The organism is Sorangium aterium, assembly GCF_028368935.1.
GTDB lineage: Bacteria > Myxococcota_A > Polyangia > Polyangiales > Polyangiaceae > Sorangium > Sorangium atrum.
This window is the reverse complement of sequence record NZ_JAQNDK010000001.1, coordinates 1,722,910-1,735,768: the sequence shown is the minus strand read 5'-3', so window position 1 is coordinate 1,735,768 and position 12,859 is coordinate 1,722,910. Positions and strand designations below refer to the sequence as shown.

General features: G+C 72.5%; 9 protein-coding genes. All 9 read left to right on the top strand.

Features of this window, described 5'->3' with window-relative positions; genetic code table 11:
- The first annotated feature begins 116 nt into the window (after positions 1–116).
- The 9 genes from POL72_RS06345 to POL72_RS06305 all read left to right on the top strand — a co-directional run bounded on the left by POL72_RS06345 (position 117) and on the right by POL72_RS06305 (position 12,846).
- Entirely contained in the window at positions 117–4,712 is a 4,596-nt protein-coding gene (locus POL72_RS06345) for an nSTAND1 domain-containing NTPase (protein ID WP_272094120.1), read from the top strand.
- A gap of 157 nt (positions 4,713–4,869) precedes the next feature.
- Positions 4,870–5,403, top strand: coding sequence for a hypothetical protein (locus POL72_RS06340; protein ID WP_373372160.1), 534 nt, complete (start codon positions 4,870–4,872; stop codon positions 5,401–5,403).
- Positions 5,384–5,761 (top strand): hypothetical protein, encoded by a 378-nt coding sequence (locus POL72_RS06335; protein ID WP_272094118.1) that lies wholly within the window; start codon positions 5,384–5,386, stop codon positions 5,759–5,761. The genes POL72_RS06340 and POL72_RS06335 overlap by 20 nt, the downstream gene beginning before the upstream one ends.
- 40 nt (positions 5,762–5,801) lie before the next feature.
- Entirely contained in the window at positions 5,802–8,279 is a 2,478-nt protein-coding gene (locus POL72_RS06330) for a SpoIIE family protein phosphatase (RefSeq protein ID WP_272094117.1), read from the top strand.
- A gap of 183 nt (positions 8,280–8,462) precedes the next feature.
- Complete coding sequence (locus tag POL72_RS06325) at positions 8,463–8,918, top strand: hypothetical protein (RefSeq protein ID WP_272094116.1); 456 nt, start codon at positions 8,463–8,465, stop codon at positions 8,916–8,918.
- Positions 8,899–9,276 (top strand): hypothetical protein, encoded by a 378-nt coding sequence (locus tag POL72_RS06320; RefSeq protein WP_272094115.1) that lies wholly within the window; start codon positions 8,899–8,901, stop codon positions 9,274–9,276. The genes POL72_RS06325 and POL72_RS06320 overlap by 20 nt, the downstream gene beginning before the upstream one ends.
- A gap of 17 nt (positions 9,277–9,293) precedes the next feature.
- Positions 9,294–11,783 (top strand): SpoIIE family protein phosphatase, encoded by a 2,490-nt coding sequence (locus POL72_RS06315; RefSeq protein ID WP_272094114.1) that lies wholly within the window; start codon positions 9,294–9,296, stop codon positions 11,781–11,783.
- A 291-nt stretch (positions 11,784–12,074) separates the two neighbouring features.
- The gene (locus POL72_RS06310) at positions 12,075–12,488 is read left to right on the top strand and encodes a hypothetical protein (RefSeq protein ID WP_272094113.1); all 414 of its coding nucleotides are present in this window, start codon (positions 12,075–12,077) and stop codon (positions 12,486–12,488) included.
- Positions 12,469–12,846 carry a hypothetical protein gene (locus POL72_RS06305; RefSeq protein WP_272094112.1) on the top strand — a complete coding sequence of 126 codons (378 nt, stop codon included), beginning with the start codon at positions 12,469–12,471 and terminating at the stop codon, positions 12,844–12,846. Before POL72_RS06310 ends, POL72_RS06305 begins: the two co-directional genes overlap by 20 nt.
- Positions 12,847–12,859: the final 13 nt, after the last annotated feature.

The following is a 12,859-nucleotide window of genomic DNA, read 5'->3' as shown; positions in this document are numbered from 1 at the left end:
GTGTCGCGCGCCGGGCTCTCGATGGCCACGCAGCCGGGCGGACCGCCGCGGCGTCGGGGGCTGCGGTGAGCGGGACCGTCCACCTCTCGCTGCGCCGGTGATACCGTCGTCCCGCGATGGACCGCACGCTCGTCGACGAGGGGAGCTCCTCCCGCGATCCGGGCCCGGTGCCCATGCCCGCGGGCGGGCTCGCGCGCGCCCCCGGCGACGTGCTCGACCGCCGCTACCGGCTCCGCGTCCGCCTCGGCCGGGGCGGCTTCGGCGACGTGTGGCGCGCCGAGGAGCTCCTGCCCGACGGCGCGCCGTTCCGCGATGTCGCCCTCAAGCTCCTCGTCTCGGACTTCGCCGACGCGGCCGACTGGGCCGACGAGGCCAAGCTCCTCGCCTCGTTCCGCCACCCGTCGCTCGTCACCATCTACGCCGCCGGCATCCTCCACGGCGCGCCGAAGACCCCGTTCGTCTCGATGGAGCTGCTCGAGGGCCGGAACCTCGCCGACCTGATCCGCTTCCGCCGCCGCATCCCCTGGCGCCGCGTCGTCGCCTGGGCCCGCGACGTCGCCGGCGCGCTCGACGTCATCCACGCGCGCGGCGTCGTCCACCTCGACCTCAAGCCCGCCAACCTGTTCCTCACGCAGGACGGCGCCCTCAAGGTCCTCGACTTCGGCATCTCGCGGCGCGCAGGCGCCCCCGTCTCCCGCGCCCCCGGCGCGCCCCCCGCCGTCGCCGTCGGCGGCGGCCACGACAGCGGCGGGAGCGACCTCGGCACGGCGGCGTTCCTCGCCGAGCGCGACGTCTACGCCTCCACGCGCCGCGCCTTCGCCGGCGCGGACAGCCCCGGCGCCGCGCGCAACGTCATCGGAACACCGGGCTTCATGGCGCCGGAGGTGCTCGAGATGGCCGAGCCGACCGCCGCCACCGACGCCTACGCGCTCGCCGTCTGCATCGCGCAGCTCGCCACCGGGCGCCTCCCGCACGCCGTGCCCGACGAGCCGGACGACTGCTCCGACCCCGCGAGCGTCTCCGCCTGGTGGACCGAGCTCCGCGCCGCGACGTTGCGCGGCACCATGCGCGACCTCGAGCGCGACCCCGCGCGGCTGCCGCGCGGCCTCGTCGCGCTCCTCCAGCGGCTCCTGTCCGTCGACCCCGCGCACCGGCGCGTCACGCCGGGGAAGCTGACGCAGCTGCTCGACGAGGTCTGGGAGCGGCCCCACGGCGTCCCCGACCGGCCGTACAGGGGCCTCGCGCCGCTCTCGTCCACCGACGAGGGGCTCCTGTTCGGGCGCGACGACGACACAGCGCGCCTCGGGCGCGAGCTCGAGTTCGAGCCGTGCGTCGTGCTCCAGGGGCCGCGAGGATCGGGCAAGACCTCGCTCGCCTCCGCGGGGCTCGTGCCCCACCTCGCGCGCCGCCACGTCGACCAGAAGGACGACTGGATCGAGGCGCGCCTCACCCCCGGCGACGACCCCGACGGCGCCCTCGCGCGCGCGCTCGCCGCCGTCTCGCCGGAGCTCGAGTCCGCGGACCTCGACGCCCTCACCAGGTTCTGCATGGCGTCCGCCGTCGGCGTCGCGCTGATCGTCGACCCCATCGCGCCCCTCGGCGACGGGCGCCTCGCCGCCCTCGTGGGCGCGCTCGCGACCGGCGAGCCGCGGCGAGGCCTCCGGCTCATCGGCGTGCTCGACGAGGCCGACGACCGCACCGCGGCCCTCCTCGCCACCCCGGCCGGCGAGGGTCTCCGGGCCGCGCTGCGCTACGTGGGGCTGCCCGCCGCCGCCGCCGTGAAGGACCTCGTCGCAGGCCCGGCGAAGCTCGCCGGCGCCGAGGTGCGCGGGCTCGCCCAGGTCGCGGCCGAGGCGCAGCGCGAGCTCCGGAGCGGCGGGGCGGCGCTCTCGTTCATCGCGCTCGCCCTCGCCGAATGGTGGGAGCGCGCGCGCGCCACGCGCGGCGCGCTGAGCGGCGAGACATGGCAGGAGCTCGGCGGCGTGCGCGGCGCCCTCGCGCGGCACGCCGACGCCGCTGTCAAAGCCCTCGCCCCGGAGGACCGCGCGATCGCCGACGAGGCGCTGCTCCGGCTCGGCGCGATGGACGGGTCGCGCGTCCGCTGGGCCGAGGCCGAGCTCGTCGAGGCCGTCGCCGCCCCGCCCGCCGACGTCGACCGCGTCCTCGGCGCCCTCGAGCGCGCGCGCCTCCTCGTCCGCCGCGACAGGTCCGTGGAGCTCGCCCACGAGTCGCTCGTCTCGAGCTGGCCGCACGCCGCCGCCACCCGCGCGCTGCACATGGAGCGGCTCATCCTGCTCGAGCGGCTCCGCGAGGCCGCCGACGTGTGGGATCGCTCCGGCGAGAGCCGCGATCTCCTCCTGCGCCGCGACCTGCTCGATCAGGTCAGCAAGAGCGCGGCCTTCGCCTCGCGGCTGCCGCGGCGCGAGCAGGCGCTCGTGCGCGAGAGCCTCCGGCGCGCCCGCGCCCAGCGCGCCAAGAAGATCGGCGCGGCCGTGGCGCTCGGGCTCACCGTCGCCTCGGCGTTCGTCGCCGAGCGGTGGGTCGCGGCGCGCCAGGCGCAGACCGAGGCCAAGGCGCGCGAGGCCGAGGAGCGCGCCGAGCTTGCCGAGCTCATCGGCAAGGCGCGCCGCACGGAGGACCCGTACCACCGCGCCGCGTGGATCGCCGCGGCCCTCGCGCGGCGCGCGGACGACGCGGCGCTGCCGCTCGATCTCGCGTCCGCCGCGGTGGGCCTGCCGCGCGCGCGCTTCCTGACCGTCGACGGCGTGGTGGGGCCGGCGCTGCCGTGGGACGATCGGTGGGTCATCGCCGGCGGCCCCGGGGGCTCGCTGCTCGTCGCCGACCTGCGCCCGCCCGACCCGGAGGTCATCGACGACGTGGCGCTCGACGCCGATCCGGAGAGCGCCCCGCGCGCCAAATCGCCGCGCGTCCTCGCGCTGCGGCCGCACGACGCCCCGCACGTGGAGCGCGTGCCGTTCGCGTTCGACACGGCGCTCGCGACGCGCTCGGTCACCGGCGAGGTCCGCGTCTTCCGGCTGCGGGAGGGCGGGACGGTCGCGCTGGCCGCGGTCGCGCCGGTGCGCTGCAGCAGCGCCGTCCACGCGGCCGAGGCGGCGCCCGTCCTCGCCTGCTCGACCGACGGCGGGATCGCGCGCTGGGACATGCGGCGCGGCGGCGGCGCCGAGGCGGTCGATCGGCACCCGTTCCGCGGCAACGTGCTCGGCGTCTCGCCCGACGGCGCGCACGTGGCGGCGGTGCTCGGGCGCAGGGCGCTGCTCTGGGGGCCCGGCGCCGGCGCGGGCGCCGAGATCACCCTGGGCGCGCCCGCCGTGCTCGGCCGGTTCAGCCCGCGCGATCCCGTGATCGCGCTCGTGCAGCAGAGCAGGACGGCGATCTACGCCCTCGACCGGCCCGAGGCGCCGCTCTTCGAGCTCGACACCGATCCGGCGCCCGCGTCGGCGCGCTGGGACGCCGGCGGGCTCGATCTGGGCGTGTGCGGCAGCGGCGGCAGCGTCTGGCACTACCTCCGGAAGGGCGGTCGGGCCGCCGGCGATCCGCCGCCCGAGGGCTCGCCGTGCGAGGCGTCCCCGGGCAAGGGAGCGCCGCGGCCGCTGCGCACGCGCGGCGAGATCGCCGACCTCGCCGAGCGCGACGTCGGCCCGCACGCGCTCGTCGGCGGGTGGCGGCTGCCGGACCGGCGCGTGCTCACGCGCGACCTCGTCCTGTTCAGCCCGGGCGCGCCCGCCGCGGAGCGCCTCCTCGGGTTCGAGGGGCTCGACCCGGAGGGGAGCCCCGAGGTGCGCGACGCGGCCGCCTCGGCCGCCGCCGCGCTGCGGCGGGGGGGCGTCGTGGCCTTCGACATCGGCGGCGAGGTGCGCCTGTACGACGAGGGCTCGCGGCGCCGCACGGCCGCGCGGCGGGGCCACCTGCTGCGCGCCTGTGACGACGGCCGGCTCATGGCGTACCGCCGGGACGAGGGGGTGTGGACGCTGTTCGACGCGGTGACCGGCGCGACCGTGGAGGTGGTGCCGAGGGCGCCGGCGCTCGTGCTCGGCGTCGACGCCGCCTGCCGGACGCTGTTCACGCAGGAGCTCGACGGGAACCTCGTCGCGACGTCGCTCCGCGACCTGTCGTCCCGCACGATCGCGGTGACCGACGGCTACGTCTACGAGGCGCGCCCGAGCGCCGCGCGCGGCGACGTCGGCCCCGGCCTGTGGCTCGCGTTCAGCTCCGGCGCCCTGGCGCGCATCGACGAGGCGCGGGGCGAGGTGCGGGTCCTCGGGTACGCCACGCCGCGCGCGACCGCGATCGCGGACGGCCCCCTGCCGGGCGACGCGGCCTTCGCGGACGCGACGGGCGTCGTCGTGATCCGCCGCGCCGGCCTCACCGAGCGGGTGCTCGAGGGCGTGAGCGGGGCGGAGTGGGAGGACATCGCCGCCGCGCCCGACGGCAAGACGCTGCTGCTCTCGTCGGCGGACCGGATCGCGGCGCTCGACCTGGAGCGGCACGAGCTCGTCGGCGCCATGCCGTCCGACGGCCGCGAGCGGCTCGCCCCGTGGGACGCCGACGGCTCGGTGCTCTCATGGTCGTTCGGCCGCGTTGGCGGGGCGACCGGCCACGTGGTGCCCCGGGGGCTGCCGCTCGCCCAGCGCGTGGGAGAGGCGGTGTCGAACCTGAGGGCCCAGGGCAAGCGGCTCGTCCCGCGGCCGTGAGGCCGCGGCCGACGCGGCCGACGCGGCAGGTCAAAGCCAAGGCCCGCCGTCGCGCCGTATTGTAGGGCCTGCCCTCACCCGCGCGCGCGACCGCGACCGCGACCGCGCTCGCGCGAGAGCAGAAGGCGTTGGCTCCGCTGCGGGAACGACGTAGGCTGTGGCAATCGTGCCCGCGTCCGAACCGAACCTGAATGCATCGCTGTTCCTGTGCATCACGTTCTTCCCGAGCGACCGCCTGGCGACCGCGGTGCTGAGGCTCGTGTCCAGCTTTTGCGGGATGATCCTGGACGACGCGAATGTGAGCTCGCGGTTCTACATGGCCGCGCACGAGCTCGCCGAGAACATCACCAAGTATTCGACGGGCCCCAAGGTCAGCCTGGAGCTCGCGCTGGAGGAGGCCGAGAGCTCCTGTATCCTGAAGATCCGCGCGCGGAACGAGGCCTCTCCCGACCGCCTACGCGAGGTGGAGAGGCGCCTGCTCGAGCTGAAGACGACGAGCGATCCTGTGAAGCACTACGACGAGCTTATCCATGAGACGGCGATGGTAGAAGGGGTGTCGGGGCTCGGCCTCGCGCGGGTGCGCGCGGAGGGCGGGCTCGACGTGGACTACAAGATCGAGGGGAACGAGCTGACGATCATCGCGCACGCGCCGGTTGGGAGATGGAGGGGAGATGAGCAGCTTAAAGGTTGAGTCCGTCGTCACGGACAGCTTCGGGATCGAGCCGGCCCTGAGGGAGGACACCCTCAGCATCAAGCTCACCGGCACGGGCGACATGGCGGCGGCCGCGCCGCTCGGCTCCTACTGCAAGGCCCTCCAGGCGGAGGTGGCGCGCCTCTCCGTGAGCGCCGTGGAGTTCGACGTAAGGTCTCTTTACTTTCTGAACTCGAGCTGCCTGAAGGCGTTCATCAGCTTCATCTGCGGGCTCGCGGGCCAGGGGCTGAAGTGCAGGGTGCAATTCCTCACGGACGCGAGGCTGGGGTGGCAGCGGCGGAGCCTGACGGCGCTCGAGCGCATGTCCCCCGAGCTGGTCTCCATCGCGGACGCCTGAAGCGCATCGCGGACGCCTGAAGCGAGGACTGCGGGACACGATGAAGAAGCGCCGGACGATCGCCCTCCTGATGGACTACGTACGAGGAGAGTACCAGTCCGAGGTGCGTTTCGGGGTCGAGCGCGCCGCCGAGGCGCACGACGTCAATCTCGTCATCGCCTTCGGCGAGACGCTCGCCCTCCCCGGGGCGGCCAGCACGGCCCAGAACAGCATCTATCACCTCATCGGCGCGGAGACGGTCGACGGCATCATCGTCGCCTCGACGACGCTCTGCCACCACGTCGGCATCGAGGGGATGAAGCGGTTCTGCCGGTCCTACGCGCCGCTGCCGATCTGCAGCCTCGGGATGGCGATCGACGGCATCCCGAGCCTCGTCGTCGACAACGGCCTCGGGCTCGATCTCTCGGTCGGGCACATCGTCGACGACCACGGGCGCCAGCGCGTCGCGTACATCGGCGGCCCGCCGAGCAACGAGGAGGCGGAGGTCCGCGCCGACGCCTACAGGCGCGCGCTCGCGGACCGCTCGCTCCGCGTCGACGAGCGCCTCGTCGCGTTCGGCGGCTTCACGATCGACACCGGGCGCGCCGCGATGCGGGAGATCATCGGGCGCGGGGCCGCGTTCGACGCCGTGGTCGCCGCGAACGACAACATGGCGCTCGGGGCCATCGAGGAGCTCAAGGCGCACGGCCTGAGCGTCCCGAAGGACCTCCCCGTGTGCGGCTTCGACGACGCCGTCATCGCGCGCTTCGCGAAGCCGTCGCTGACCACCATCCGCCAGCCCATCAAGCGCATCGGCGCGCGCGCCGTGGACATGATCGTGCGCATGATCGAGGGCGAGCCGGTCCCCGAGTACAACCTGTTCCCGGTCGAGCTCACGCTGCGCGAGTCCTGCGGCTGCGGCTACCAGGTGGAGCCCGTGGGCGCGCCCTCGAGCAAGGCGTGGAGCGCGTCGCTCCCTTCCGCTGGCCAGCGGGACGACGTGGAGCGCCTGATCGAGAAGAGCGTCGCGATCCCCGCCGGCTCGCTCGACGGCTGGGCCGGCCTGCTCCTGTCGGCGCTGGAAGAGGAGCTCGAGGGGAGCGAGGGCCGCTTCCTGCGCGCGATCGAGTCGCTCCTCGACGCGGCGGGGCGCGAGGGCGCGATCCTCGAGCACTTCCAGAGCATGATCACGCTGCTCCGGGAGCAGTACCGCCGGGGCCACGGGGCCTTCCGGGACGCGGTCCTCGACGAGGCGCTCGAGCGGATCTGGCACGCCTCGCGCATCGTCATCGGCAGCGCGTCGGTGCGCGCCGAGGGGCAGCAGCGGCTCAACGTGGAGCTCGCGTCGCTCTACCTGAGCTGGAGCGCGCGGAGCTTCTCGACCTGTTTGAGCCTTCCCATCCTGCGGCGCATGATGGCGTCGGAGCTGCCGCGGATGCAGTTCTCGCGGGTCGCGGTGTCGCTCTATGACACCGCGCACGACCCGCAGCGCACCACCATGAAGGCGCTCTTCCTGATGGAGGACGGCCGCGAGCTGGAGCCGCCGGCGGAGAGCTTCCCGGCGCGCCGCCTCGCGCCCGAAGGGTTCCTGGGCGGCGGAGAGCGCAGGAGCGTGATCGCGCTCCCGGTCGCGTTCGGCGACGAGGAGAAGTTCGGTGTCGCGGTGCTCAACAGCGGCGCCAACGAGATGGTCTATGACGCCCTCCGCCTCCAGATCGGCTCGGCGGTCAAGGCCGCGGCGCTGCACTGGGAGGTCGTGCGGCAGGTGGAGCTGCGCGAGCGGCTGGAGCAGGAGAAGGTCCGCCAGGAGAGCGTCGTCGCGGCGCGCATCCAGACGACGCTGGTGCCGGCGCAGCTCTCGGTCGATGGCCTCGAGCTCTCCGCGGTCATGAAGCCGGCCGCCGAGGTCGGCGGCGATTACTACGACGTGCTCGCGACGGACGAGGGCGGGTGGCTCGGGATCGGCGACGTCGCGGGGCACGGGCTCGCTGCAGGGCTCGTGATGCTGATGATCCAGAGCATGATCTCGGCCCTGACGCGCAACGACCCGCGCGCCAGCCCCGGGGACATCCTCTCTGCGGTGAACGGGGCGGTGTACGAGAACGTCCGCAGTCGGCTGAAGCGGGACGAGCACGCGACGCTGCTCCTGCTGCGGTACGAGCGGAGCGGGCGGGTGACGTTCGCCGGGGCGCACGACGACATCATCGTGTGCCGCGCGAAGACGCGCCGCTGCGTGTGCATCCCGAGCTCTGGCGTCTGGATCGGCGCGCTGCCCGCCATTGACGCGATGACGCGAGACGCCGAGTTCGTCCTGGAGGACGGGGATGTCCTCGTGCTCTACAGCGACGGCGTGACGGAGGCGCGCAACGCGCACCATGAGCAGTTCGGCCTCGAGCGGCTCTGCACCACCATCGAGTCCTCCCAGGGCGCGCCCGCCGAGGCGATCCGGGACCGCATCCTCGGCGAGGTCGAGGGCTGGTGCCCGAGCCCCGATGACGACATCACGGTCGTCGTGGCGAGGTACAGCGCGCCTCGATAACTGTAACTGTGGCAACTGTGGCCCGAGGCCGCCCGCTTTCCTACATGAGCGCTATCGTCGGTGTCAGCAGAAGGGATTGGATCCGGGTTGAGAACCACGTACGCTCCGCCAATCGTGTCAGTGTCCGAACCGAGTCAGAACGGGTCACTGTTTCTTTGCATTTCGTTCCACCCGAGCGAGCGTATGGCCAACAGCGTGCTTCGGCTGGTGTCCAGCTTCTGCAGCATGGTGCTGGACGACGCGAACGTGAGCTCGCGGTTCTACATGGCCGCGCACGAGCTCGCCGAGAACATCATCAAGTACTCCTCGGGCCCCAAGGTCAGCCTGGAGCTCGCGCTGGAGGAGCGCGAGAGTTCCTGCGTCATGAAGATCTGCGCGCGGAACGAGGCGTCGCCGGAGCGGCTGCGCGAGGTGGAGAGACGGCTCTTCGAGCTGAAGGCGGCGAGCGATCCTGTGAAGCACTATGACGAGCTCATCTGTGAGACGGCGATGATAGAAGGGGTGTCGGGGCTCGGCCTCGCGCGGGTGCGCGCGGAGGGCGGGCTCGACGTGGACTACAAGATCGAGGGCAACGAGCTGACGATCATCGCGCACGCGCCGGTGGGGAGGTGGAGGGTCGATGAGCAGCTTAAGGGTTGAGCCCGTCGTCACGGACGGCTTCGGGATCGAGCCTGCCCTGAGGGAGGACACCGTCGTCGTCAAGCTCACCGGCACGGGCGACATGGCGGCGGTCGCGCCGCTCGGTCTGCTCCTCAAGGACCTCCACGCCGAGGCGGCGCGCCTCCGCGTGAGCGCCATCGAGTTCGACGTGAGGGCCCTTTACTTCCTGAACTCGAGCTGCCTGAAGGCGTTCATCAGCTTCATCGCCGGCCTCGCGAGCCAGGGGCCGAAGTGCAAGGTGGAGTTCCTCACCGACGCGAGGCTGGGCTGGCAACGGCGGAGCTTGACGGCCATCGAGCGCATGTCTCCGGAGCTCGTCTCCATCGCCGACGCCTGACGCGAGAGCCGCGGTAGATGAGCGAGAAGCGCCGGACGATCGCCTTCCTGATGGATTACGTCGGGGGAGACTACCAGTCCGAGGTGCGCTTCGGCATCGAGCGCGCCGCGGAGGCCCACGACGTCAATCTCGTGATCGCCTTCGGAGAGACGCTCGCGCTGCCCGGCGAGGGGGGGGCGGCCCAGAACAGCGTTTATCAGCTCATCGGCCCGGAGACGGTCGACGGCATCATCGTCGCGTCGGCGACCCTCTGCCACCACATCGGGATCGAGGGGATGCGGGCGTTCTTCCGGGCGTACGCGCCGCTGCCCGTCTTCAGCATCGGGATGGCGATCGACGGTATCCCGAGCCTCATCGTGAACAACGGCCTCGGGATCGAGCTGTCGGTCGGGCACATGATCGACGTCCACGGGCGCCGGAACATCGCGTATGTCGGCGGACCGGCCAACAACGAGGAGGCCAGGGCGCGCGCCGACGCCTACTGGGGAGCGCTCGCGGCGCGCGGCCTCCCGCTCGACGAGCGCCTCTTCGCGGTGGGCGCGTTCACGATCGACAGCGGCCGTGTCGCGATACGCGACATCCTGGACCGAGGTGTCGAGGTCGACGCCGTGGTCGCCGCCAACGACAAGATGGCCCTCGGGGTGATCGAGCTGCTCGCGGAGCGGGGGCTCCGCGTCCCGCAGGACATCCTCGTATCCGGCTTCGACGACGCCTTCATCGCGCGCTTCTCCAAGCCGTCGCTGACCACCGTTCGCCAGCCCATGAAGCGGCTCGGGGCCCAGGCGATGGACACGATGATGCGCATGCTCGACGGCGAGGTCGTCCAGGACATGGCGCTCCTCGACGTCGAGCTCACGTGCCGTGAGTCGTGCGGCTGCCGGGTTCAGGCGAGCGCCTCGCTCTCGCCGTCGGCCTCGGCGGCGCGCGACGGGGCGTCCCTGGTCGCGGCGCGGCGGGAGTCGCTGGAGACCGCGCTCAGGAGGAGCGTGGCCATCCCGACTGGCTCGCTCGACGGCTGGCCTGGCGAGCTCCTGTCGGCGCTGGAGGACGAGCTCGCGGGGCGGGAGGGCCGCTTCCGGCACGCGCTCGAGGCGCTCCTCGACGCGGCGGGGCGCGGGGGCGCGATCCTCGATCACTTCCAGGGCGTGATCGATGTGCTCCGGGAGCGGCTCGGCCGGCCGCCGTCGGGCGGCGGGGGCGTCGCTCTCTACGATGCCCTCGAGCGGCTCTGGCACGTGTCGCGCATCGTCATTTCGAGCGCGTCGATGCGGATCGAGGGGGAGCGGCGGCTGAGCGTGGAGCTCGCGGCGACCTACCTCAGCTGGAGCGCGCGGAGCTTCTCGACGTGCCTGAGCCTGCCCAGCCTGAAGCGCGTGCTCGCGTCGGAGCTGCCTGTCCTCGGGATATCGCGGGCCGCGGTGTCCCTGTATGACGACGCTCCCGAGGCGCAGCGAGGTGTCATGAGGTCGCTCTTCCTGATGGAGGACGGCCGCGAGGTGGAGCCGCCGGCGGCGAGCTTCCCGGCGCGGCGCCTCGCGCCCGACGGGTTCCTGGGGGGCCGGGAGCGCACGACCATGATCGCGCTCCCCGTCGCGTTCGGCGACGAGGAGAAGTTCGGTGTCGCGGTGTTCAACAGCGGCGCGCACGAGCTGATCTACGACGCGCTCCGCCTCCAGATCGGCTCCGCGGTCAAGGCCGCGGCGCTGCACCGGGAGATGGTCCGCCAGGTGGAGGCGCGCGAGCGGCTGGAGCAGGAGAGGGTCCGCCAGGAGAGCGTCGTCGCGGCGCGCATCCAGACGACGCTGGTCCCGGAACGGCTGTCGGTCGCGGGGCTCTCGCTCTGCGCCGTCATGAAGCCGGCCGCCGAGGTGGGCGGCGACTACTACGACGTGCTCGCGACCGCCGACGGCGGTTGGCTCGGGATCGGCGACGTCGCGGGGCACGGGCTCGCTGCGGGGCTCGTGATGCTGATGATCCAGAGCATGGTCTCGGCGCTGACGCGCAGGGATCCGAGGGCGAGCCCCGCCAGGGTGATCTCGGCGATCAACGCGGCGCTGTACGAGAACGTCCGCAGTCGGCTGAAGCGGGACGAGCACGCGACGCTGCTCCTGCTGCGGTACGAGCGGAGCGGGCGGGTGACGTTCGCGGGGGCGCACGACGACATCCTCGTGTGCCGCGCGAAGACGCGCCGCTGCGTGTGCATCCCGAGCACGGGGGTCTGGATCGGCACGCTGCCATCCATCCACGAGATGACGCGAGACGCCGAGTTCGTCCTGGAGGACGGCGACGTCCTCGTGCTCTACAGCGATGGAGTGACCGAGGCGCGCGACGCCCACCATGAGCAGTTCGGCCTCGAGCGGCTCTGCACCACCATCGAGGCCGTCCAGACCGAATCCGTCGTGGTCATTCGTGACCGGATCCTGAAGGAGGTCGAGGGGTGGTGCCCGAGCCCTGACGACGACATCACGATCGTCGTGGCGAGGTACCGCGCCCCCCGGCAGCCCTGACGCATCGGTCGAGCCGCGGCCGACGCGCGCGGCGGAGCGGCGGAGCGGCGAACGCTGGGGTCGTGACGGACGACGTGAACGGCGCGCCGGGCGCTCGCGATCGTTCGCTCGCCTACATGAGCACACGGCCGACCAAGGGGGATTGGATCCGGTGCAAGAATTACGTACGCTGCGTGAACCGTGTTAGCTTCCGGACTGGGCCAGGACGCTTCACCGTTCTTGTGCATCACGTTTTTCCCGAGTGAACGGATGGCTAGCGCGGTGTTGCGGCTGGTGTCCAGCTTCTGTGGGATGGTGCTGGACGATGAGAGTGCGAGCTCGCGGTTCTACATGGCCGCGCACGAGCTCGCCGAGAACCTCGTCAAGTACTCGTCCGGCCGGGAGGTCAGCCTCGAGCTCGCGCTGGAGGGGGGCGAGGGCGCGCGGGTCCTCGTGATTCGCGCGCGGAACGAGGCGTCGCCGGAGCGGCTGCGCGAGGTGGAGCGGCGGCTCTCCGCGCTGAGGTCGGCGAGCGATCCTGTGAAGCACTATGACGAACTCATCCGTGAGACGGCGATGGTAGAAGGGGTATCCGGGCTCGGCCTCGCGCGGGTGCGCGCGGAGGGCGGGCTCGACGTGGACTACACGATCGAGGGGAGCAGGCTGACGATCATCGCGCAGGCGCCCGTTGCGGGATGGAGGGGAGATGAGCGGTTTACGGGTTGAGCCTGTCGTCACGGAGAGCTTCGGGATCGAGCCGACGCTGAGGGACGACACCCTCGGCGTCAAGCTCACCGGCACGGGCGACATGGCGGCGGCGCCGCCGCTCGGCCTTTGCCTCAGGGCCCTCCAGGCGGAGGTCATGCGCCTCTCCATCAGCGTGGTGCAGTTCGATATAAGGGCTCTTTACTTTCTCAACTCGAGCTGCCTGAAAGCGTTCATCAGCTTCACCTGCGGGCTCGCGGGCCAGGGGCTGAAGTGCAAGGTGCAGTTCCGCACGGACGCGCGGCTTGGATGGCAAAGACGGAGCCTGGCGGCGCTCGAGCGCATGTCTCCGGAGCTGGTCTCGATCGAGGACACCTGACGGAGAGCCGCAG